The sequence below is a fragment of the Halomonas sp. A11-A genome (assembly GCF_003182195.1).
Taxonomy (GTDB): domain Bacteria; phylum Pseudomonadota; class Gammaproteobacteria; order Pseudomonadales; family Halomonadaceae; genus Halomonas; species Halomonas alkalicola.
In genome coordinates this window covers 104,589-127,035 of the sequence record NZ_QGTM01000003.1, presented here as the reverse complement: position 1 = coordinate 127,035, position 22,447 = coordinate 104,589, and the positions used below count along the sequence as shown (strand labels likewise).

The 22,447-nt window shown below is 70.4% G+C and carries 21 protein-coding genes; 4 read left to right on the top strand and 17 right to left on the bottom strand.

Annotation, left to right across the window (positions count from 1 at the left end; genetic code table 11):
* The first annotated feature begins 115 nt into the window (after positions 1 to 115).
* Entirely contained in the window at positions 116 to 1,411 is a 1,296-nt protein-coding gene (pepQ, locus tag DER72_RS03970; RefSeq protein ID WP_110068696.1) for a Xaa-Pro dipeptidase, read from the top strand.
* Positions 1,412 to 1,513: 102 nt separating this feature from the next.
* Here the strand turns inward: pepQ and msrA are convergent, their stop codons facing one another.
* From msrA to DER72_RS16570, 4 genes are read right to left on the bottom strand one after another with little or no spacing between them, the layout of a single operon-like run.
* Complete coding sequence (msrA, locus tag DER72_RS03965; protein WP_110068695.1) at positions 1,514 to 2,044, bottom strand: peptide-methionine (S)-S-oxide reductase MsrA; 531 nt, start codon at positions 2,042 to 2,044, stop codon at positions 1,514 to 1,516.
* A gap of 24 nt (positions 2,045 to 2,068) precedes the next feature.
* Positions 2,069 to 6,091, bottom strand: coding sequence for a translocation/assembly module TamB domain-containing protein (locus DER72_RS03960; RefSeq protein WP_258306185.1), 4,023 nt, complete (start codon positions 6,089 to 6,091; stop codon positions 2,069 to 2,071).
* Positions 6,055 to 7,926: an autotransporter assembly complex family protein gene (locus tag DER72_RS03955; protein WP_110068694.1), complete on the bottom strand. Its 1,872-nt coding sequence runs from the start codon at positions 7,924 to 7,926 to the stop codon at positions 6,055 to 6,057. The genes DER72_RS03960 and DER72_RS03955 overlap by 37 nt, the downstream gene beginning before the upstream one ends.
* 56 nt (positions 7,927 to 7,982) lie before the next feature.
* Positions 7,983 to 8,894 (bottom strand): hypothetical protein, encoded by a 912-nt coding sequence (locus DER72_RS16570; RefSeq protein WP_110068693.1) that lies wholly within the window; start codon positions 8,892 to 8,894, stop codon positions 7,983 to 7,985.
* Positions 8,895 to 9,118: 224 nt separating this feature from the next.
* On the opposite strand from DER72_RS16570, the gene DER72_RS03945 reads away from it, so the two are divergent.
* A complete protein-coding gene (locus tag DER72_RS03945; RefSeq protein WP_110068692.1) occupies positions 9,119 to 9,700 on the top strand; it encodes a superoxide dismutase in 582 nt (193 codons plus the stop codon).
* Between the two features lie 94 nt (positions 9,701 to 9,794).
* On the opposite strand, the gene DER72_RS03940 is transcribed toward DER72_RS03945, so the two are convergent.
* Positions 9,795 to 11,096, bottom strand: coding sequence for a UDP binding domain-containing protein (locus tag DER72_RS03940; RefSeq protein ID WP_110068691.1), 1,302 nt, complete (start codon positions 11,094 to 11,096; stop codon positions 9,795 to 9,797).
* Between the two features lie 4 nt (positions 11,097 to 11,100).
* Positions 11,101 to 11,991, bottom strand: a complete 891-nt coding sequence (gene galU / locus DER72_RS03935; RefSeq protein ID WP_110068690.1) for a UTP--glucose-1-phosphate uridylyltransferase GalU — start codon at positions 11,989 to 11,991, stop codon at positions 11,101 to 11,103.
* 230 nt (positions 11,992 to 12,221) lie between these two features.
* Here galU and ubiG point away from each other — a divergent pair, with 230 nt between their 5' ends.
* Both ubiG and DER72_RS03925 read left to right on the top strand, forming a co-directional pair.
* The gene (gene ubiG / locus DER72_RS03930) at positions 12,222 to 12,947 is read left to right on the top strand and encodes a bifunctional 2-polyprenyl-6-hydroxyphenol methylase/3-demethylubiquinol 3-O-methyltransferase UbiG (protein WP_110068689.1); all 726 of its coding nucleotides are present in this window, start codon (positions 12,222 to 12,224) and stop codon (positions 12,945 to 12,947) included.
* Entirely contained in the window at positions 12,947 to 13,609 is a 663-nt protein-coding gene (locus DER72_RS03925; protein WP_110068798.1) for an HAD-IA family hydrolase, read from the top strand. The genes ubiG and DER72_RS03925 overlap by 1 nt, the downstream gene beginning before the upstream one ends.
* Before the next feature lie 134 nt (positions 13,610 to 13,743).
* Here DER72_RS03925 and DER72_RS03920 read toward each other — a convergent pair whose 3' ends face one another.
* From DER72_RS03920 to ruvC, 11 genes are all read right to left on the bottom strand, one after another.
* Positions 13,744 to 14,508 (bottom strand): YciK family oxidoreductase, encoded by a 765-nt coding sequence (locus tag DER72_RS03920; protein WP_110068688.1) that lies wholly within the window; start codon positions 14,506 to 14,508, stop codon positions 13,744 to 13,746.
* 16 nt (positions 14,509 to 14,524) lie between these two features.
* Positions 14,525 to 15,301, bottom strand: coding sequence for a tol-pal system protein YbgF (ybgF, locus tag DER72_RS03915; protein WP_110068687.1), 777 nt, complete (start codon positions 15,299 to 15,301; stop codon positions 14,525 to 14,527).
* Positions 15,302 to 15,332: 31 nt separating this feature from the next.
* Positions 15,333 to 15,881, bottom strand: a complete 549-nt coding sequence (gene pal / locus DER72_RS03910; protein WP_110068686.1) for a peptidoglycan-associated lipoprotein Pal — start codon at positions 15,879 to 15,881, stop codon at positions 15,333 to 15,335.
* A gap of 44 nt (positions 15,882 to 15,925) precedes the next feature.
* On the bottom strand, positions 15,926 to 17,212 hold the full coding sequence (gene tolB / locus DER72_RS03905; RefSeq protein WP_110068685.1) for a Tol-Pal system beta propeller repeat protein TolB: 1,287 nt from the start codon (positions 17,210 to 17,212) through the stop codon (positions 15,926 to 15,928).
* On the bottom strand, positions 17,212 to 18,435 hold the full coding sequence (tolA, locus tag DER72_RS03900; protein ID WP_110068684.1) for a cell envelope integrity protein TolA: 1,224 nt from the start codon (positions 18,433 to 18,435) through the stop codon (positions 17,212 to 17,214). Before tolA ends, tolB begins: the two co-directional genes overlap by 1 nt.
* Before the next feature lie 9 nt (positions 18,436 to 18,444).
* Positions 18,445 to 18,882, bottom strand: coding sequence for a protein TolR (gene tolR, locus DER72_RS03895; RefSeq protein ID WP_110068683.1), 438 nt, complete (start codon positions 18,880 to 18,882; stop codon positions 18,445 to 18,447).
* Between the two features lie 12 nt (positions 18,883 to 18,894).
* A complete protein-coding gene (tolQ, locus tag DER72_RS03890; RefSeq protein ID WP_110068797.1) occupies positions 18,895 to 19,584 on the bottom strand; it encodes a protein TolQ in 690 nt (229 codons plus the stop codon).
* Between the two features lie 11 nt (positions 19,585 to 19,595).
* Entirely contained in the window at positions 19,596 to 20,024 is a 429-nt protein-coding gene (gene ybgC / locus DER72_RS03885) for a tol-pal system-associated acyl-CoA thioesterase (RefSeq protein ID WP_309064153.1), read from the bottom strand.
* The gene (ruvB, locus tag DER72_RS03880) at positions 20,021 to 21,058 is read right to left on the bottom strand and encodes a Holliday junction branch migration DNA helicase RuvB (protein WP_110068682.1); all 1,038 of its coding nucleotides are present in this window, start codon (positions 21,056 to 21,058) and stop codon (positions 20,021 to 20,023) included. The genes ybgC and ruvB overlap by 4 nt, the downstream gene beginning before the upstream one ends.
* Before the next feature lie 4 nt (positions 21,059 to 21,062).
* Positions 21,063 to 21,674: a Holliday junction branch migration protein RuvA gene (ruvA, locus tag DER72_RS03875; RefSeq protein WP_110068681.1), complete on the bottom strand. Its 612-nt coding sequence runs from the start codon at positions 21,672 to 21,674 to the stop codon at positions 21,063 to 21,065.
* Between the two features lie 152 nt (positions 21,675 to 21,826).
* Positions 21,827 to 22,366: a crossover junction endodeoxyribonuclease RuvC gene (gene ruvC, locus DER72_RS03870; protein ID WP_110068680.1), complete on the bottom strand. Its 540-nt coding sequence runs from the start codon at positions 22,364 to 22,366 to the stop codon at positions 21,827 to 21,829.
* Positions 22,367 to 22,447: the final 81 nt, after the last annotated feature.

Genomic DNA, 22,447 nt, shown 5'->3' with positions numbered 1-22,447 from the left:
CTGCGCATGATGCCAGCCGAACCGTGCCCTGTCTGCCCTGCCCGTCATACCTAAGGAGGGCTACAATGCGACTAGGCAGCGCATCGGCTCACCCACCCGCCAGGATTCCGACCCCATGACCGAACGTGATCGCCAGCAGCACGCTCATCTGAGCGCCCTGACCCAGGCCTACGCCGAAGTGCTGGCGGCCCAGGGGTTCGATGGCGTGCTGCTCTACAGCGGCCGGCCGGCCCGCCATTTCGGCGATGACCAGCATGCCAGCTTCGCCGCCTACGGCCATTTCGTGCACTGGAGCAGCCAGGCGCAGCTCGCCCACAGCTGGCTGCTGATCCGCCCGGGCGAGCCGCCGACCCTCTATCTGCATGCCCCTCAGGACTTCTGGCACCTCCCCGCCGAGCTGCCCGAGGAGCCCTGGGTCACGCGCTTTCGGGTGGTGCGGCGCGAGACGCGCGAGGCGCCGGCGCTGCCCCCCGGGCGCTTCGCGGTGCTGGGGGATCTCGACTGCGGGATGGCAAGGGCGCTGGGCGCCGAAGCCAATCCCCCGGGCCTTGTGGCCGCGCTCGATGAGCTACGCGTGCGCAAGAGCGACTACGAGGTGAGCTGCCTGCGCGAGGCCAACCGCCGCGCCCTGGCCGGCCACCTGGCCGCGCGGGAGGCGTTCGAGGCAGGCGGCGCTGAGTTCGATATCCAGCTGGCGTACCTGGCCGCGGCCCGCCAGCGTGAGAGCGAGCTGCCCTACCCCAACATCGTCGGGCTCAACGCCCACGCCGGGGTGCTCCACTACCAGCACTACGATACGGCGCCGCCACCGGTACGGCACAGCCTGCTACTGGATGGCGGCAGGCGCTTCCGGGGCTACTGCGCCGACATCACCCGCACCTGGGCCGGCCCCGCGGCGGCGCCCGAGTTCGCGCCGCTGATCGAGGGCGTCACCGCGCTGCAGCAGCGGCTGATCGCCGGGCTCGCCCCCGGGGTGAGCTACGTGGGTCTGCACCAGCGGATGCACGAGGAGCTCGCGGCCCTGCTGGTCTTCCACGACCTGGTGGCGGCCTCGCCGGAGGCGGTGCTGGCCAGCGGCCTGACCCGCGCTTTTTGCCCCCACGGGCTCGGCCACCTGCTCGGCGTGCAGGTCCACGACGTGGCCGGCCGGGTGAGTGCCGAGGGCGCGCCGCTACCGCCCCCCGCCGAGCACCCGGCGCTGCGCCTCACCCGGGAACTGGAAGCCGGCATGGTGGTCACCATGGAGCCGGGGCTCTATGTCATCCCCATGCTGCTGGAGGCCCATCGCCACCGGACCGAGGTGAACTGGGGACGGGTGGAGCGCCTGGCGGACCACGGCGGCATCCGCATCGAGGACAACGTGCTGGTGACCGCCGAGGGCCCGGACAACCTCACTCCCCAGGAGGCGTGAGCCCGCCATGACCGGTCAGCTGCATCGCGCTGACTTCGTCCCTCCCGCGGGGCTGCCCAACCGCCACGTCCAGGCCCTGCTGCCCCAGGGCGAGGGTGGCCCTCAGCCCTTGAGCCGGTGGCCGAAGTGCTGGGCCAGCTTCTGGCGCTTGGGGGGAATCACGAACTGGCAGTAGGCATTGCCGGGGTTCTTCGTGAAGTAGTCCTGGTGATAGTCCTCGGCGGGATAGAACACCGCCAGGGGGGCCACCTCGGTGACGATGGGGGCCGCGTAGTCGACCGCCAGCGCATCGATCATCTCCCGAGCCTCCCGGGCCTGCTCCTCGTCCAGGGTGTAGATCACCGAGCGGTACTGGGTACCCACGTCATTGCCCTGGCGGTTTGGCGTGGTGGGGTCATGCAGGGCGAAGAAGATCATCAGCAGGTCGCGAAATCCGATCACCGCCGGGTCATAGGTCAGCTCGACCACCTCGGCGTGGCCGGTGGTGCCGCGGCAGACCGCCTCGTAGGTCGGCGCCGGGTCATCGCCCCCGGCATAGCCACACACCACCTGCTCCACGCCCTCCACCAGGCGGAAGCTGGCATCCAGGCACCAGAAGCAGCCGCCGCCCAGCACGCAGGTTTCCATCGCCATCGTCTCGTCCCTCCCGGGTTGTCGCTATCGGTCTTGCTCGGAGATCCTCGGCGGATCTCCGGGACGGCTGAAGGCGTAGACCAGGTCCACCGCCTGGGCCGCCCCGGAGATCGCCTCCAAGTAGAGGTTGCGCCACAGGGTATAGCGTAGCGTCAGCTCGGCGATCGGCGAGAAGACCCCGACCCCGTAGCTGATGCGCAGGTCATCGGTGAGCTGCCCGGCCACCACCACCTGGCTCTCGTCGCCGGTACCGGCGGTCTCAAGGGCGAGATCGGAGATGCCGAAGGCCTCGCCGATGGCGCCCACGGCACCACCGGTCTGGCCCAGGGTCAGGCCGATCAGGGCCTGGGTCAGGGCGCCGTCGGTATCGCCGCCGTCCGGGGCGCGCCCACGCAACAGGTAGGAGAGCGCCCGCGCCTCGTCCATGGCCGGCTCGGAGAAGACCCGCAGCTGCGGCTCCGCGGCGGTGCCGGTGACGCGCAGCCCGGCGATCACGCCGTCCTGGGTGACGTTGGGGTTGCGGATCGCCTCGAAGCTGAGCAGCGGCTGGTCCGGCGGGCCGCTGAACAGCAGTTGCCCCTCGCGAATCAGCAGGTCCTGGCCGTAGGCCCGGAAGCGGCCGTCCACCAGGCTGACATCGCCGAACAGCTGCACCGGCCCGCTCTGCTGGCGTACCTCCAGGGTGCCGGAGAGGCCGGACTCCAGGCCATAGGCCGACAGCTGCATATCGGGGCCCAGGCGCAGGTTCAGCTGTACATCGACCGCCATGCCGGCGCGGGCCAGGGCCTCGGCGGCCTCCTCACCGGGTTCGCCCGCGGCCGCCTCGGCGGCCCGCTGGGCCTGGCGCCGCGCGCGCTCCTCGTCGCGGCGGGTGATGATGATCTCGTCCGGGCTCGGCGACACGGCGGAGGGCGGCAGCTCGCTCACCTCCAGCCTCGCCCAGGGCACCCGTACCTCGCCACGCACCTGCAGCAGCGAGGGCGTCACCAGCACGGTCACGTCCGGGGCCAGGCGTAGGCGGCCGAAGGCCGGCAGTACCGCCAGCAGCGGCTGGTCGCGGCCATCCAGGGCGATGCTAATGCGCCAGTCGTCGGCGCTGGGCCAGGCGGCATCGCCGCGAATGGCCAGGCGCCCCTCCTCGGCGGCGATGAAGCCGTCGATGCGGCCCTGGTCGCCGCTGAGCGTGATCGCCACCTCCCCGTCGCGGACCTCCACCGGCACATCGGCCCCGCGCAGGCGCAGCCCGGCCAGGTCGATGCGACCGTCCAGGGAGGGCACCTGGGTGGTGCCGGTAATGGCCACCTGGCCGTTCAGGCGCCCCTCCAGGGTCTCCATGCCCGCCACCAGGGTGCGATAGCGATCGAGGCGCAGGTCGTCCAGGCGCAACTGGCCGTCGAGTCGTCCCGCCCCCGCCGGATCGTCGATGGTCAGCGCCAGGCCCACCTGCCCCGCCTCGGCCACGTTCAGGTCGAGGTCCACCTCGGCCCGCGCCTGGGTGGCGGAGATCCGAGCCGTCAGGTGTGAGGCCGGCAGCGACCAGGGCTGGCCGTAGGCATCGAGCCCCTCGACGGCCAGGTCGCTCTCAAGGCGTAGGTCGGCTTGCCAGGCGCTCCCGCCCTGGCGCCACTCGGCCACCAGGTCGAGCTCGCTTCCGCCCTTGAGGGTCCACTCCTCCGGCACCCACTCGTCGAGCAGCGACATGGGCAGGTCACGCAGGGTCAGCGCGGTGCGCCCGCGGCCGGCAGAGGCCTCGAGCGTCTCGACGAGGCAGAGCTCGCCGCCCTGCTCGCGACGCAGGCAGAAGGGCTCGGCTCTGACGCTGCCGGCGGGCAGGTTGGCCTCGAAGGCGATCGCCTCCGCCAGGCGGATGTCGCCGAACTCGGTATCGACCTCCAGCGGCATGAGCGCGCCGCGATAGCGTTCCCGGGCCCCATCGAGCCCACCCTCGAGGGCAAGGGCCGCACGCGACAGGGGCATGCCGCGTGCGGCTTGGGCCACCACGGTCAGGCGATGGTCGGAGAGGCGGCCGTCGACCCCCAGGGTGATCTCGCTGAAGCGCTGGCCGGCGGCGTTGAGGCGCTCGAGCTCGAGGCTCACGTCGAGGGCAGGGTCCTCGATGCCGCTGATATCGGCACTAAGGCGCAGCGAGTCCACCCGATGCTGGGCGAAGGCCAGGTCGTCGCCGCCGAGCTCGAGGTCGAGCTGGGGCGCCTCGAGGCTGCCACCGGCGGCAAAGCGCCCGGCCAGGGTGCCGGAGAGCTCGTCGTGGAGGCTCCGGAGGTTGGGCATGTCCAACTCGCCGGCCAGGTCGATGAGGGCCTCGCTGACCCGGCCGGCGGCATTGAGGCGATTCTCCCCCTGACGGAAGTCGAGGGTGTCGATCTCCCAGCGCATGTCGCTGTTGCCGCTCAGGCGTGCATCGAGGGCCAGTGGCAGCTCCTGGAGAACGCCGCTGATGGAGAGGGTCGGGATGGCCAGCTGCCAGCCCTCTGCCGACTGGGTGAAGCTCGCCGCGATGTCGCCGTCGAGGCGCCCGTCGAGCCCCTCCACGAAGCGCCCGGGCTTCACGCGATCCAGGCGCGCCACGGCCTCCACCGCCAGCTCCTCGGCCCAGTCGACGCGCCCGCGGGTCACCAGGGAGCCGCCGGCGAGGCTAATCGAGAGCGGGGTCCAGGCGAAGTGCTCGAGATCGCCGCTGCCGGCCAGCGCCACCCGGGTGAAGGGGACCTCGGGGCCCTCCACCATCAGCGAGGCGGCCAGCCGGTAGCCGGTCAGGCGACCCTCGGCGCGCAGCGCCAGCTCCTCCACCAGCCAGGGCTCGGGGGCGGCCTCCTCCTCCGACATGGCGCCGGGCAGCGGCCACTGCACCAGGTCGCTGGCCAGGGAGGCGCTGAAGGGCAGCGTCGGCTCCAGCGCATCCAGGCGCGCATCCAGGGCGGCGTTGACTGGCCCCTCCAGCTGCAGCCGCACCAGCAGCTCGGCCAAGCTGCCGTCCAGGGCCAGGTCGATGCGCTGGCCGGCAAGCTCAGGAAGGCGGTCCGGCAACCACAGGGCGCTCTGCAGTCGCGCCTTAAGCGGGTAGTCATCGCGCAGCGAGACCCGCGCCTGGAGGCGGGCATCGGCGTCGCGGCTGCTCACCTCCAGGGGGTGGAGCTCCACGTCGTGACCGCTGGCGGAGAGCGTCAGGGCCAGGCGCCGTATGCCGTACTCCACGGCGCCTTCCACGGCGCTGTCCTCCACCAGCAGCTCCGGGACCTCCAGGCGCAGCGGCAGGTGGATCTCGGGCAGCGCGCGGCGGGGCTGCTCGGCAAGCGGCGTGGCGGCGAGCCCCTCGAGCTCCGCGGCCACTTCCGCCGGCAGCGGCGAGCGCACGGCGATGGCGGCATCGATAGCGGCGGCGGCGATGCGCGGCCCCTCGTGCTCGGCCTCGCTTAGGGCGAGCAGGGCGCCCGGCGACAGGGGCAGCAGCAGCCGCATGCCGGCCAGGCGCGTGGGGCGCAGGGTGACGCTCTGCTCCTCGGCCAGCGCCCCGCTGGTGAAGGTGTCCCAGCGCAGCCGGGTGCCGTCGGCCAGCATCACCTCCACATCGTTGAAGGCCAGGGTGCGCAGTTCCACCGGAAACGGCAGACGGATCTCCTCCAGGGGCTCGCCGGCGAGCGCCGGGTCGTCGTCGCCCTCCTCGCCCGCCCCGACTCGGATCCGAGCGCCGTCCACCGCCAGGGTGTCCAGGCAGAGCCGCCCCTGCAGCAGGCAGTCGTCGGCCCAGGCGAGCTCGAGGCGCTCGAGCGCCACGCGGGCCGGACCGGCCTCGAGCTTGAACCCGTGCAGCACCAGGCGATCGAGCGGCGCGCCCTCATGGCTCTCCAGCTGGTAGACCCCCTGGCGCGCCCCGGCATCCAGCAGCAGCCCCGTGCCCCAGGGGGAGAGCGCCAGGCCCAGGGCCAGGATGGCCAGCCCCAGCAGGGTGAGCGGCAGCAGGATCAGCAGGCGAAACAGGGCCCAGAGCAGGCTCAGAACTCTGGACCGATGGCGAAGTGGATGCGCCACGCATTGTCCTCGTCGTCTAAGGGGTGAGCGATGTCGAAACGGATGGGGCCCACCGGAGAGATCCAGCGAACGCCGAGGCCGGCACCGGTGTTGAGGTCATCGGGCCCCCACTCCTCGAAGGCGTCGCCAGCGTCGACGAAGGCGGCGCCCCACCAGTCGCCGGTCAGCCGTCGCTGCAGCTCCACGCTGGCGGTCAACAGCTGCTGGCCACCGGTCAGCTTGCCCTCCTCGTTGCGGGGCGAGAGGCTCTCGTAGCCATAGCCGCGCACGCTGCGGTCACCGCCGGCGAAGAAGCGCAGCGAGGGGGGGATCTTGCTGAAGTCGTCGGTCTCGATGGCGCCGATGCCCATGCCGGTCACCAGGCGCATGTCGTCGCCTAACAGGCGGATCCACTGGGTCTCACCGGTCATGCGCAGGAAGTCGGCGTCGGAGCCCCAGGCGCCGTCGGAGACCTCGAAGGCGATGCGCTGGCGATCCCCCCAGGTGGGGAAGGTGGGATTGCGGGTCCGGGTCCGCGACCAGCTGACGCCGGGGTAGAAGATCACCACCTGCTCGTCGTCGCCGCCCTGGGCGAAGTCCTCGAAGGTGCTGCGCACGTAGATCGTCTGCACCCAGCGGTTCTCGAACTCCCAGCGCCGCGCGCCCTCGAGGGTCGCCTCCAGCGAGCGAGTATCCTGGTTGTCGCGATGCCGAAAGCCGTACTGGAAGCGGTAGCTGTCGCGCAGCGGATCATCCAGCGGCATGCTGTAGACCCCGGAGAAGCGCTGCTCCGGCGCCGAGATGAAGAGGTCGTGGTCCAGCCCATGGCCATAGCGGTTGATCCACGGCTGGTCCCATGAGAAGCGCAACCGCGGCCCCACGTCAGTGGCGAAGCCCACCCCCACCTCGAACTGGTGACGATCGGCCGGTGTGAGGGTGACGTCGACCGGCACTTCGGGGGGGCCGCGACGCCCCACCGCGGTGGCCGCGTCGACCGCGGCCATGGTCAGGGTCGGTGTCCCGACCTCCGGGGGTGAGGCCTCAAGCTCGCCCCACCAGCCGTCTGCCTCGGCTGACGCGGCGTCGGCGTCACGAAACAGCGCCTCGCCCTCGAGCAGCCGGGGGCGCACGGTGATCGAGCCGAACCAGCGGGTCTGGCCGAGGCGCTGGTTGTAGCGAGCCAGCTCGCCGGCCAGGTAGGGGTCACCGGGGGCGAAGGTCAGCATGTTGCGCAGGCGCTCGGGCTCGATATGGCTGCCGTTCAAGGTGACGTTGCCGAAGCGATAGCGGGGCCCGCTGTCCAGGGCGAGGTAGAGTCGAGCGCTCTCGGCGAAGGGGCGTACCTCCATGCGGCGGTCGATGAAGCGCCAGTCGAAGTAGCCCCGCTCCAGGGAGAGGTTGGCCAGCCGGGCTCGCAGGTGGTCGTAAGGGGCATGCACCAGGGGGTCGCCCACGGCCAGGGGAAAGGCGTCGATGGCCTCCTGGAAGGGAGGGTCCTCGCGGGCATCGCCGGCCAGGCGAAAGGAGAGGCGCTCGATGGTGACGCGGGGGCCGGGGTCGATGGCCAGCTCGACGTGGCGCGGAGGATCGCGCTCGTCGAGGCGCAGCCGGATATCAGGCGCGTAGTAGCCGTAAACCCGCATCGCCTCGCGGGTGCGGCGCTGGGCCTCGCCCTCGACCCGGGCGCGGCTGAACTGCTCGGGGTCCAGCCCGTCCAGGTAGTGGCGGATGTTCTCGGCCACGTTGCCGTCGATGCCGTCGATGCGAACATCCAGGGCAAGGGCCCCGCCCGGCATCAGGGCAAGGGCCGCCACCAGAGTCGCGGCTCCCAGGCGTTTTCCCACATGATCTCCCATCTCTAGACGCCTTCGCTCCATGCGACTCGTGTTCCCGCCCCCATGGCAAGTCGCCATCAGGGACGCAGGGCCTCCAGGCGCGCACTCAGCGCAAGCTGGCTGCGCCGCAGCTCTCCGACTTCCACCGCCAGGGCCGCGAGGCGGGCCGCCAGGGCCTCCTGCGCGCTGACCTCATCATCCCTTGCCGCGGCGAGGGCTTCAACCTCCCTTCCCAAGGCGGCCAACCGCTCGTCGAGGCTCTGACGCTGACGCTCGGCGGCCTCCTCGGCCTCGGCGAGGCGCTCGGCCAGGGCCTGCTGGTCGGCCTCGAGGCGCGCCACGGCCTCGTCCTGGCCGCTCTCGACGGCAAGCTGGCCGAGCCGCTCTTCCAGCGCGTCCAGGCGCCGGCGCTCGCTGGCCTGGGCCTCGACCAGGTCGTCCAGCTGGCCGCGCTGGGCCTCGAGGGCATCGCCCAGGGCGCCCCGCCCCTCGGTTCCGGCGCGCTCCAGGGCATCCAGGGAGAGCTGGGTCGCCGCCAGCATCGCCTCGCGGGTGGCGGCGGCCTCGGCGATGCGTACGAGGCGCTGCTGAAGGGCGTCGTGGCGGGCCTCCTGGGCCTCCAGCCCCGCGGCAAGGTCCTCCTCGAGTACCGCCAGCAGCCCGTCGTGAGCTTCGTCGCGACGCACGAGGGCCGTCAGGCGTGCCTCGATGTCGGTGAGCGCCTCGCCCTCGCCGAGGGCCGCGTCGAAGCGCGCATGGACATTGGAGAGCTCCCCGGAAAGCCGGGCCACTTCGGCATCGAGGCGCGCACGCTCCTCCCAGGCCAGATAGCCCGCCCCGCCCCCGGCGGCGGCCAGCCCCAGGACCAGCAGCCACAGCGGCCATACCCGGGGCGGCGGCGGTCTCCGCCAGCGCCGGGAGGCGAGGCTGGCCTCGGGATCGGGGACGATGGAGGCGGCATGACGGCGGTCCTCATGGCGATCAGCCATGGTCAACTCCTTCTCTGGCGGTGGGCGGGGGGCACAATTGGCGCCCCCTGCGACGGGTGCTATGATGCCGCGGCACCCTGTACAGCGTCGCCGTAGTGTAAGGTTTTTTTGCCCCACGGCGCACGGGGTCCGGCCAACGGAGCGGCCCCCTTGAAGTCCAGGCAAGGAATACCCACCATGGACGATCGCTGTGACTCATTGTGACGACCCGAGGAGAAACCTGAATGGCATTTGAACTGCCCGCCCTGCCGTACGACAAGAACGCTCTGGAGCCGCACATCTCCGCCGAGACCCTCGAGTACCACTACGGCAAGCACCACCAGGCCTACGTGACCAAGCTCAACGAGCTGACCGAAGGCACCGCTGATGCCAGCAAGTCTCTGGAAGAGATCATCAAGTCCTCCTCCGGCGGCCTCTTCAACCAGGCGGCCCAGGTGTGGAACCACACCTTCTACTGGCACTGCCTGGCGCCCAACGGCGGCGGCGAACCCTCAGGCGCCCTGGCCGACGCCATCAACGCCAAGTTCGGCTCCTTCGAGAAGTTCAAGGAGACCTTCAACGCCAACGCCGTGGCCAACTTCGGCTCCGGCTGGACCTGGCTGATCAAGACCGAGGACGGCGGCGTCGACATCGTCAACACCAGCAACGCCGACACCCCGATCGCCCATGGCCAGACCCCGCTGATGACCATCGACGTGTGGGAGCATGCCTACTACATCGACTATCGCAACGCCCGTCCGAAGTACCTGGAGAGCGTGTGGAACGTGCTGAACTGGGAGTTCGTCGCCCAGAACTTCGCCGGCTGATCGGCAAGCACGTCAGGCGTCGCTGACGCCCGATGGAGACGAGCGGCCCCGCCATTGGCGGGGCCGCTTGCTGTGGTGGGAAGGCCCGAGGCGGTCAGGGATCCGCGCGACGTCCGATGCCCCGATAGTGCAGGCCCTGGGCGGCCACCCAGCCCGGGTCGAAGATGTTGCGGCCATCCAGCAGCAGGCCCTCCCCCAGCAGGCCCTCCCCCAGCAGGCCGGCGAGCCGTTCCCAGTCGGGGTTCCAGTAGGCCTTCCATTCGGTCACCAGCATCAGCGCGCAGGCGCCCTCGCAGGCGACGTGGGGATCGCCGTCGAACACCTCCAACAGCGGCTGCTCACCCACCTCCTCCAGCAGTGCCGGAATCGCCGCGGGATCGTGGAGCCGGACCCGCACCCCCTCCGCCCACAGCGCCCGCAGCAGGCGCAGCACCGGGGCATGGTCGATGCGCGCCGTGCCGGGCTTGAACGCCGCACCCCAGATGGCCACGGTGCGCCCCTCGAGGCGACCATGGAAGTGGGACCACAGCTTGCGGAACAGCGTCTCCTTCTTGTGCTCGTTGATGTCGAGCACCTGCTCGAGCAGCGCCGAGCGGCGACCGCTGGCGGACTGGACGTCGGCCAGGCGCATCAGGTCCCGGGAGAAGTTGGGGCCGCCGAAGCCGCAGCCGGGATAGAGATACTCGTAGCCGATGCGGGAATCCGCCCCCATGCCCCGGCGCACGTACTCGACGTCGACGCCCAGGCTGTCGGCCAGGCCGGCCATCTCGTTCATGTAGCTGATGCGGGTGGCCAGCATGCCGTTGATGGCGAACTTGGTGAGCTCGGCGGCGCGGCGCGGCATGCGCTGGATCACCTCGCTGCGGCGGTTGAAGGCCCGCAGCAGCTCACGCATCTGCGCCTCGGCGGTGGCATCGTCGCTGCCGAGCAGCCAGCGCCCGGGGCGCGTGAAGGTGTCCCAGGCGCGCCCCTCCTCCAGCAGGTCCGGCAGGGAGACCGTCCGGCCGCGGCCCTCGAGCTGGGCCTCCAGGCGCTCGGTTTCGCCCACCGGGAAGGTGGAGTTGTTGACCACCAGCAGGGTCGCGGCGCCGCCGGCAAGGGCGGCCAGCAGGGGGGCCAGGTCGCCGCGCTGCCCGGGGGAGACCGCCAGCCAGAGCACCTCCTGGTCGGCGGGGCGCGCCGCCTCGAGGGTCTCGACAAGCCGCAGGCTGCCGCCCTGGCGGCTCTCCTCCAGCTGGGCCAGCAGCCGGGGCTCGCGGCGCAGCCAGTCGGCGTGCTCGAGCTCTGCCCAGGGCGTCTCGGGATGGGGAAGCCAGGTGACGCGATGGCCCACCGAGGAGAGCGCGGCGGCGGCGGTGGCCGCGGCCAGTTCACTGCCATGGATCAGCACACGCATGGCGTCAGGCCTCGTCGGCGTAGCGGGTGAGCAGCTCGCGGAATCCCTCGCCGTAGCGGGCATGGCGGCGTCCGTAGGCGAGGATCGCTTCCAGGTAGCCGAGCTGGTGACCGCAGTCATAGGTCTTGCCGCGCATGCGGAAGGCATCGACGCCCTCGCGCTGGCGGAGGGTCTCGATGGCGTCGGTGAGCTGGATCTCGCCCCCGGCCCCCGGGGCCGTCTCGGCCAGCAGCTGGAAGATGCTGCCGGGCAGCGCGTAGCGGCCGATCACCGCCAGGTTGGAGGGTGCCTCCTCCACCGGCGGCTTCTCCACCACGCCGGCCAGCGGGTGCGACTCGCCGGGTGCGGGTGTCTCGCCCCCGGTATCGACGATGCCGTACTTGTAGGTCAGCTCGCGGGGCACCTCCTCCACCATCAGCTGGGCGCGGCCGCTGGCGTCGAAGGCGCCGAGCATGCAGGCCAGGTCGTTGCGTTCGAGGCCCTCGGCATCCACCAGCACGTCGGGGAGCAGCACCGCGAAGGGCTCGTTGTCACCCACCACCGGGCGGGCGCAGAGCACGGCATGGCCGAGCCCCAGGGGCTCGGGCTGGCGCACGCTGATGATATTGACGTCCTCCGGCACGATGCTGCGCAGCTCGGCGAGCAGCTCGTGCTTGCCCTTGGCCTCGAGGCTCGCCTCCAGCTCGAAGTGCTTGTCGAAGTGGTTCTCGATGGCCGACTTGCTGCCATGGGTCACCAGCACGATATCGCGGATGCCGGCGGCGACCGCCTCCTCGACCACGTACTGGATCACCGGACGGTCAACGATGGTGATCATCTCCTTGGGAATTGCCTTGGAGGCCGGCAGGCAGCGGGTACCGAAGCCGGCGACGGGAAGCACGGCCTTCTTGATCATGGTGAAATCCTTGTCCGTAACGTCATCGTCAGTGAATGGCCACGACGCGGCCGGACCCTGAGAGCCCCGCCGCGTCGCGCCAGGCGACTCCCGCCCCTGGCCATGGGAATGCGGCCTCAAGAGCGGGTAGAATGGTGCCATGATACCGGACGAGCCTGGCCCTGCCACTGTGCCGGCCAGGCAACATCCATGGTTAGGACTGCATCGTGAATCCTGAACGGAGAGCTCAGATGGGCGCAAGTCAGACGCAAGCGGGCAACGTCGACCCCGGCGAGATTGCCAAGTTCGAGGCCCTGGCCAGCCGCTGGTGGGACCCGGAGAGCGAGTTCAAGCCGCTCCATGAGATCAACCCGCTGCGCCTGGACTTCATCGATGCCCGCGCGGGCCTGGCCGGCAAGCGAGTGGTGGACGTGGGCTGCGGCGGCGGCATCCTGGCCGAGGCGATGGCGCACCGCGGCGCCCGGGTCACCGGCATCGATCTCGGCGAGGCGCCCCTGGCGGTGGCCAGGCTGCATGCCGAGGAGAGCGGCGTCGAGGTCGACTATCGCCGCATCAGCGTGGAGGCGCTGGCCGAGGAAAGGCCCGGCGAGTTCGACGTGGTGACCTGCCTGGAGATGCTCGAGCACGTGCCCGATCCGGCTTCGGTGGTGCGCGCCTGCGCCACCCTGGTCAAGCCCGGCGGCCAGCTCTTCTTCTCCACCCTCAACCGCAACCCCAAGGCCTATGCCCTGGCGATCCTCGGTGCGGAATACCTGCTGCGCCTGCTGCCCCGCGGGACCCACGACTACGAGAAGTTCATCCGCCCGGCGGAGCTGGCCGGCTGGTGCCGCGCGGCACACCTCGAGATCCAGGAGCAGAGCGGCCTGGTCTACAACCCGCTGACCCGGCGCTACCGCCTGCACCCCACCGACGTCTCGGTGAACTACCTGATGCACTGCCGCCGGGAGGCCGAGTGATCACCGCGACGCGTCCGGCCGCCCTGCTCTTCGACCTCGACGGCACCCTGGTGGATACCGCGCCGGACCTGGCCCGGGCCACCAATGCCCTGCGCGCCCACCATGGGCTCGCCCCCCTGCCCTATCCGGTGATCCGCGCCCAGGTCTCCAATGGCGGCAGCGCCCTGGTGACCCTGGCACTCGGACTCGCCAGGGAGGCCGAGGGCCACGACGAGGCGCGCACCTTCCTGCTCGCCGCGTACGGCGAGGCGGTGGCCGACGAGAGCCGCGTCTTCCCGCCGCTGGTGCGGCTGCTGGAGCAGTGGGAGGGTGCCGAGCGCCCCTGGGGCATCGTCACCAACAAGCCGCGGGCCTATGCCGAGCCTCTGGTGGCTGCCCTGGGGCTGGCCCCGGGGGCGCTGCTGTGTGCCGACGACCTGCCGGTGAAGAAGCCGGACCCAGCCCCGCTGCTGGAGGCCGCCCGCCGTCTTGCGGTGGCGCCCCAGGCCTGCTGGTACCTGGGCGACCACCTGCGCGACATCCAGGCCGCCCGCGCTGCCGGCATGGCGGCCGTGGCGGTGGGCTGGGGCTATGTGGAGGAAGGCGACGACTATCGCGCCTGGCCCGCCGATCTCTGGTTCGAGAGCGGCGAGGCGCTGGTGGCCGCGCTGCTGCAAGGATGACGGGAAACAGTGTGAGTGGCGCCGGGACAGGCCCGGTCGCCACGGGCGCAGACCCCGACCCGGCCACCAGGCCCACCGTGGTGGGCCTGGTCGACACCGCACAGGCCTGACCCCATGAGCCTGTTGTCGGGCGGTTACTCCTTCGGCGGCTGAGCGTCGAATGTCTCGCCGTTGTGGCCGCGGCTCTCCGCGCCCATCAGCCACAGGTAGGTGGGCATGATCTCCTCCGGGGTACGCAGGCTCTCGGCCAGCTCGCCGGGGTAGGCCTGCTTGCGCATCTGGGTGCGCGTCGCCCCCGGGTTCAAGCTGTTGACGCGGACGTTCCCCAGGTGCTCCAGCTCGTCGGCCAGCACCTCCACGAAGCCCTCGGTGGCGAACTTGGAGACGGCGTAGGCCCCCCAGTAGGCCCGCCCCTTGCGCCCCACGCCGGACGAAGTGAAGACCACCGAGGCATCCTCGGCGCTCTTGAGCAGCGGCAGCAGCGCCTGGGTCATCCAGATCGGCCCGTTGATATTGACCTGCATCACCTGGTCCCACAGCTCCGGATTGTACTGCTCGAAGGGCGTGATGCGCCCCAGCAGGCCGGCGTTGTGCAGGATACCGTCGAGGCGGCCGAACTCCCGGTCCAGGGTCTCGGCCATGTCGTGGTAGTCCTTGAGGGTGGCGCCCTCGAAGTTGAGCGGGAAGATCGCCGGCTGAGGGCCGCCGGCGGCCTCGATCTCGTCGTAGACCTTCTCCAGCTTGGCGATGGTGCGGCCCAGCAGGATCACCGTGGCCCCGTAACGGGCAAAGGTCAGGGCTGCGGCCCGGCCGATCCCGTCGCCCGCGCCCGTTACCAGGATGATGCGGTCCTTGAGCAGGTCCGCAGGGGCCTGATAGTCGATCTTGCAGGTCGTCATGGGGTCTCCTTGGTGATCAGTTGCCGGACTGGCGCAGGAAGTCGTTGGCCAGGCCCGCCGCGGTGGTGTCCGGGTAGTCTTCGCGCACCCGCTCGAGCAGCTCGCGGCTGGCCTGGGGGTCGCCCTGGCGCGCCTTGAGCAGGCCCAGCTTGTAGAGGGAGTCGGGCACCTTGTTGCTCTGCGGGAAGTCGTCGAGCACGGTGCGGAACTCGCGCTCGGCCGCCTCGAGGTCGCCCTCCGCGGCGTGCAGCTCCCCCAGCCAGTAGTAGGCATTGGCGGTCAGGCTGTTGTCGGGGTGCTGGGCCACGAAGCGTTCGAAGGCGCCGATGGCCTCGCTGAACTCCCGGGCCTGGACCCTGGCGAAGGCCTGCTGATAGGCCTGCTGGGCCTCGGGGCTCGCGCCGCTGGGCGACGGTGCCTGGGCCACCTGGCGTGCGGCCTCGTCATCGACCTGAGCGCTCGCATCCCCGCCGACGCCGACCGGCGCCGTGGCGAGCCTGTCCTCGAGGTCCAGGTACTGGTCGCGAGTCTGGCGGCGCAGCTGCTCGAGCTGGTGCCGAAGCTCCTCGACCTGGCCGCGCAGCTGGCGGATCTCCTCCTCGTGCTGCTGGACCTGATTGAAGATCACCAGGCTGCCGCCCGCGGCCTCGCGGGTTTCCGTCTGCTGGTAGAAGGTGCGCGGCTGGGAGGTGAGGTCTTCGACCACCGGCTGCTGCGCGACTGCGGGGAGCCATACGGACAGCGGGAGCACCAGGGCTCCCGCGCCGCACAGTCCTTTCAGACCGTGTTTCATGCGTGTCTCCATCGACGCGGGTGCCGACGACTCAGTAGGCGAAGACGACCCGACGGTTCTGGGCGTAGGCGTCCTCGTTCTGGCCACGGGCGGCCGGGCGCTCCTCACCGTAGCTCACCACCTCGACCTGGGAGGGCGACACGCCCTGCACGGAGAGGAAGCGCTCCACGGAGCGGGCACGGCGCTCGCCCAGTGCCATGTTGTACTCGCGGGTGCCACGCTCATCGGTATGGCCCTGCAGGACCACGCGGGAGTTGCCGTTCTCGCGCAGGTAGCGGGCGTGGGCGGCCAGCACCGGCTCGAACTCGCTGCGGATGCGGTCGCTGTCGAACTCGAAGTAGATGGTGCGCTGCTGGGGGATGCGGCCATCGGCCTCCTGGCCTGCGGTGCCGCTGCCGAAACCGGTGCCGCCTACCTGGCTACCGGAGACGCCGCTGCCGGCCACGCCGTTGCCGGTGCGGGAACTGTCCATGGACCCGTCCTGGGTCCCGCCACTGCTGGAACAACCTGCCACGAAGGCCAGGGACAGAGCGACCGCCAGGGTCCTGGCATAGGGCTTGAGACCGCGCTTGAGTTGCATTGTGTTACTCCTTACTGAATCGAAGAGCACCAACATCACTGTGGTCAGTTGAGAAAGGGAGACCATGCGGGTTCACGCACGTCGCCCGATGCGGAAGGCAGCCGGAAGGACGCACGTCCGTCGGCGGTCACTGCCCCCAATACCCCGCTGTTACCCTGCTGGGTGGCGAAGATTACCATGGTCCCGTTGGGCGCAACACTGGGGGATTCATCCCAGCGCGAATCGCTCAGCACGACCAGTCGTCCGCTGTCCAGGTCCTGGCGCGCCACCTGGAAGCCGTTGCTGGAGCGGTGAACGAGGAAGATCGATTCCCCGTCGGGCGAGAAGCGCCCGCGGGCATTGTAGTTGCCGGTGAAGGTGAGCCGCTGCTGCTGGCCGCTGGCGAAGTCGTGGCGGTAGAGCTGCGGCCCGCCGCTGCGGTCCGAGGTGAATAGCAAGCTGCGACCGTCCGGCGCCCAAGCCGGCTCGGTGTCGATGCTCGAGCTGTTGGTGATGCGCTGGAACTCTCGCGAGGCGATGTCCATCACGTAGATCTCCGGCTGGCCATCCTTGGAGAGCGACATGGCGAGTCGGCGGCCATCCGGTGACCAGGCCGGCGCTCCGTTGACGCCCGGGAAGGAGGTCGCGCGCACCCGCTGGCCCGAGGCCAGGTCCTGGATATAGATCGCCGGCCGCTCGGTCTCGAAGGAGACATAGGCCAGGCGGCGCCCGTCGGGCGACCAGGCCGGCGACAGGATCGGTTCCCGTGAGCTCAGCACCTGCTGGCTGTTGCGGCCGTCGGCATCCGCCACGTAGAGGGTAAACTGCATGTTGTCGCCCACGCCCTGGGCCGTCACGTAGGCGATGCGGGTCGAGAAGGCACCGCGAATGCCGGTGATCGCCTCGAAGATCTGGTCGCTGATGTAGTGGGCGGCGCCGCGCAGTTCGTTCTGGTCGGCGGTAACCACCTCCCCCAGCATGCGGCGCTCGCCGCTGACGTCCATCAGCTCGTAGCGCAGGCGGTAGCCGTTGCCTTCGCGGCTGGCACGCCCCACCACTAGGTAGCGCACGTCTAGGCTGCGCCAGGTGCCATAGCGCACCTCGTCGCTCTCGCTGGGGCGGTCGAGCATCTGACGGCGCGGCAGCGGGTCGAAGTAGCCGCTGCGCTCCAGGTTGTCGTGGATCACCTGGGCGACGTCCTCAGGGAAGTCGTCGCCGCCGGCGAAGGGCACCACGGCGACCGGGGTCGCCCGGTCACTGCCGCGGGTGATCTCGATGGTCAGGTTGGCCTGGGCCATGCCGCTGAAGAACAGCAGCAGAGCCGTCAGCCAGGAAGTGATCAGGGCTTTCATCAGCGCACGTCTCCCGGTGTGAAACGCAGATTGAATTGACGGTAGTCCCGTTGCAGGTTGGCTGGCAACTGTCGCAGTTCGGCGAACGGTGCCGCGGCCTCGACCGCCTGGATCGCCGAGCGATCGAAGGCGCTGTCGCCGCTGCTGCGGGTGATCGAGGCGCCGAACAGCTCGCCGGAAGGGCCGAGACGCACCGCGACCTCCGCGGTGGAACCGCCCGGTACATTGGGGGGAATCACCCAGGCCTGCTCCACCGCGCGGCGGACCAGGTTGATGAAGCTGTTGGCGGCCTCCTGGCCCTGTCGCGCATTGGCGACGGCGTCGCTCTCGCCATCGATGGCGCGATCGAGCCCCTGGCTCGCCGCCTCGGCGGCGCGGCGCGCGGCTTCCTCGGCCTCGCGCTGGCGCTGGGCCTCCTGCTCCCGGCGGCGCTGCTCCTCCGCTTCGCGCTGACGACGGGCCTCTTCCTCGGCCTGACGCTGGCGTTCGGCTTCGGCCTGGCGCTGACGCTCGGCTTCCGCCTCGGCCTGACGCTGGCGTTCGGCTTCCGCCTCGGCCTGGCGCTGGCGCTCGGCCTCTGCCTCGGCCTGACGCTGGCGTTCGGCTTCCGCCTCGGCCTGGCGCTGGCGCTCGGCCTCTGCCTCGGCCTGACGCTGCCGTTCGGCTTCCGCTTCGGCCTGGCGCTGTCGCTCGGCTTCCGCCTCGGCCTGGCGCTGTCGCTCGGCTTCCGCCTCGGCCTGACGCTGTCGCTCGGCTTCCGCCTCGGCCTGACGCTGCCGTTCGGCCTCTTCCTGCTGAACGCGCTGCTCCTCACGCTGCTGGGCCTGGCGTTCGGCCTCTTCGGCGCGCCGGGCGGCGTCGGCCTCGGCCGCCTCGGCGGCACGACGGGCCTCTTCCTGAGCCTGGGTCTCGGCCTCCTGCTCCGCCTGACGCGCGGCCTCGACGGCGGCAGCCGCCTCCTCTGCCTCGCGGGCGGCCTCCTCGGCCTGACGCTGCTCCTCCGCTTCCCGCGCCAGGGCGCGCGAGCGCGCCGCCTCGGCACGCTGCGCCTGGTCGGTCACCGTCTCGGTGCTGACCAGGGTCGCCTGGACGATGGAGGATGAGGTCGGTTCCGGCTCGCGGCTGGGCAGGCTGATCACGCTGAACAGCACCACCACCACGTGCAGCGCCACCGCGAGGATCGTCGGCAGGCCGTACCCTACCCGTGGGTCCTGTGTGGCCATCGATAATCCTCAGCCTTCTCCGGAGGGCGGTTCGGAGATCAGTCCGACGTTGGCCACGCCGGCCACCTGCAGGGTGCTCATCAGGGTGACCACCTGGCCGTAGGAGACGCTGCGATCCCCGCGCACCATCACCGGCGTGCCGGGGCGGCGCTCGAGCAGGATGATCACCCGATCGGCGAGTTCGTCGAGGTCCACGGCGCTCTCCTCGCCGCCGATGGAGAGGTAGTAGCCGCCGTCGCGATCCACCGAGACGATGATCGGGTCGCTCTCATCGGCGTTCTCGATGGGCTCGGAGGTCACCTGGGGCAGATCGACCTGCACGCCCTGGGTCATCATGGGGGCGGTGATCATGAAGATCACCAGCAGCACCAGCATGACGTCGATGAAGGGCACGACGTTGATCTCGCCCATGGGCTTGCGCCCGCTGCGATTGAAAGGTCCATGCATGGCCAGACTCCCTCAGGCGGCGCCGGATTCGGCCCGGCCCTGCAGGTTGCGGTGCAGGATGGAGTGGAACTCCTCGGCGAAGTCCTCGTACTTGCCCAGCAGCCGCGCGGATTCGGACGACAGGCGGTTGTAGAAGATCACCGCCGGGATGGCGGCGAACAGCCCCATGGCGGTGGCGATCAGCGCCTCGGCGATCCAGGGGGCCACGGTAGCAAGCGTCGCCTGCTGGGTCATGGAGAGTGCCTGGAAGGAGCCCATGATGCCCCAGACGGTGCCGAACAGGCCGATATAGGGGCTGGCCGAGGCCACGGTGGCCAGGAACACCAGGTGCAGGCTGAGGCGCTCCTCCTCCCGGGACCAGGCCACCCGCATGCTGCGCTGGACGCCATCGAGGATCGCCTGGGGGCTCTTGGTTTTGGGCAACAGGCGGTTGAATTCGCGGAAGCCGGCGCGGAACACGTGCTCGGCGCCCTGGGTCTCCTGCTCCGCCGGGGTCTCCCGGTAGAGCTCGTTGAGGTCGACGCCGGACCAGAAGCGCTCCTCGAAGGCCTGGTGGGTCTGCTTGGCACGGCGCATCACGAAGGTGCGCTGGAAGATCACGACCCAGGAGAGGATCGAGCCCACCGTGAGCAGCAGCATGACCAGCTGCACCACGGTACTGGCGCTCATGATCAGGTGGGGTATGGACATGGAGTCGTTCACGGGCATCCTCGTCAGTCTTGCGGTTGGGCAGAGGGTTGGGCAGAGGGTTGGGCCAGGGCCGCGGCCAGCGCCGGCGGCCAGGGTACGGGCTTGAGGCGCGTCGCATCGATGCAGGCGATGTCGACCCGCGCCTCGCACAAGGGTTCCCCGCGACGGCTCACGACCTGGCCGAACTGCAGCCGGGCGCGGCCATGGGACCGGATCTCGGCGCTCACCTCGAGCGCGTCATCCAGTCGGGCGGGCTTGGCATAGCGACACTCCAGCTTGTGCACCACCAGCTGGATGCCGGCCTCGAACAGCTCGCGCTGGGTGATCCCCTGCGCGCGCAGCCACTCGCTGCGTGCCCGCTCCATGTACTTGAGGTAGTTGACGTAGTAGACGATGCCACCGGCATCGGTGTCCTCGATATAGACGCGCACCGGCAGACGGAACTCGCTCACGGCCGGGTCTCCCCGGCGGCGTCCGCGGCATCCTCGGCGGGTGCCAGGCCGAAGTGCAGCCAGGCCTGGCGGGTCACCACCCGCCCCCGCGCGGTGCGCATCATCAGCCCCTGCTGGATCAGGTAGGGCTCGATGACGTCCTCGATGGTATCGCGCTCCTCGCCGATGGCGGCGGCCAGCGAGTCGACCCCCACCGGGCCGCCGTCGAACTTCTCGATCATCGCCAGCAGCAGGCGGCGGTCCATGTGGTCCAGGCCGTGATGGTCGACGTGGAGCATGTCCAGCGCCCGGTCGGCGATCTCGGCGTCGATACGGCCGCTGCCGCGCACCTCGGCGTAGTCGCGCACGCGGCGCAGCAGGCGGTTGGCGATGCGCGGGGTACCTCGGGAACGGCGCGCCACTTCCCGGGCGCCGTCGGCGTCCGCCTCGACCCCCATCAGCCGCGCCGAGCGGGTGACGATCTCGGTGAGCTCGCCGATGGCATAGAACTCCAGGCGCTGGACGATCCCGAAGCGATCGCGCAGCGGCGAGGTCAGGAGTCCCGCCCGGGTGGTCGCCCCCACCAGGGTGAAGGGCGGCAGGTCGAGCTTGATGGAGCGCGCCGCCGGCCCCTCGCCGATCATGATGTCGAGCTGGAAGTCCTCCATGGCGGGATAGAGGATCTCCTCCACCACCGGCGAGAGGCGATGAATCTCGTCGATGAAGAGCACATCGCCGGCCTCGAGGTTGGTCAGCATGGCGGCCAGGTCGCCGGCGCGCTCCAGCACCGGGCCGGAGGTGGACTTCAGCCCTACCCCCATCTCGGCGGCGATGATGTTGGCCAGGGTCGTCTTGCCGAGCCCCGGCGGGCCGAACACCAGGGTGTGGTCGAGGCTCTCGTCACGGGCGCGGGCGGCGCCGATGAAGATCTCCAGCTGCTCGCGCACCCGCGGCTGGCCGATGTAGTCGGCCAGCCGCTTGGGGCGGATGGCGCGGTCGATGGGCTCCTCGTCCTCGCGGGCGTCGGCAGCGATCAGACGATCGTTCTCCAGCATCGCGCTACCCCTCCATCCGGCGGCTCAGGGCCGCCTTGATCATCGCCTCGGTGCTGCCCTCGCTCTCGAGGCCCGCCAGCATCCTGGCCGCCTCGGCGGGCTTGTAGCCCAGGCTGATCAGGGCCGCCTCGGCATCGGCCAGGGGGGCGTGGCGCGAATCGGCAGGCTGGGCACCGCCGGCCAGCTCCGCCAGGGCATCGTCGCCGGGCTCCCAGTGGGGGAAGCGGTCGCGCATCTCGATGATCAGCCGCTCGGCGGTCTTCCTGCCCACCCCGGGCAGGCGCATCAGCGCCTTGACGTCGTCGTCGAGCACGCAGCGCCGGAAGGCGGCCTCGTCCATACCGGAGAGGATCGCGAGTGCCAGCCTGGGGCCTATGCCATTGACCTTGATCAGTGCGCGGAACAACGCCCGCTCCTGCTCCCGAGCGAAGCCGTAGAGCAGGTGAGCGTCATCGCGCACGATCAGGTGGGTGTGCAGGGAGACGGCCTCGCCGGTGGCTGGCAGGGCCACCAGGGTGGTCATGGAGGCCTCGAGTTCATAGCCGACCCCGGCCACATCCACCACCAGCCAGGGAGGCTGCTTCTCAAGCAGGGTGCCGCGCAGGCGTCCAATCATGGAGAAATCCGTGTCCTTCACTGCAGGAAAGGCGGCTCAGGGCCGCCAATGACGCCACTATACTGGTCGCCCGTGCGGCTGACCAGCCCATGCTGAAACAGCGTTCGACAACTCGCCGACGCCTCATCCGGCGTCGCCGGGGAGCGACAGCCTCAGGGTTGGAAATCGCGCCAGGAACCGCCCTTCCGGCGGCTGCGGTGGCCGCCGAAGCTGCCGGCCTGGAGCAGGCCGAGGCGGGCATGGGCGTGGGTCAGGGCGATGGCCAGGGCGTCGGCGGCATCGGCCTGGGGCCTGGCGGAGAGCCCCAGGATGGCTGTCACCATATGTTGCACCTGGGCCTTGTCGGCGCCGCCGGTGCCGGTCACCGCCTGCTTGATCTGCCGCGGACCGTACTCGCTCACCGGGAGGCCGTGGTTGGCGGCACAGACGATGGCGGTGCCCCGAGCCTGGCCGAGCTTGAGCGCCGAATCGGCGTTCTTGGCCATGAACACCTGCTCGATGGCGAATTCACCGGGGCGATGGATGGCGATCAGCTCGCTCACCCCCGCATAGACCTGGGCCAGCTTCTGGGCCAGGTCATCGGCCCGGATGCGGATGCAGCCGCTGGCCACGTAGCGTGGCGTCGAGGTCGAGACGTCGAGCACCCCGTAGCCGGTGAGCCGCGAGCCGGGGTCGATGCCGAGAATCAGCACGGCCCTGCCCCGCCATCGGTTTGCTGCGTGCTCCTCATGGGGCCTCCCTGCTCGGCTCGGTGATCGGATCAGTCGCCATCA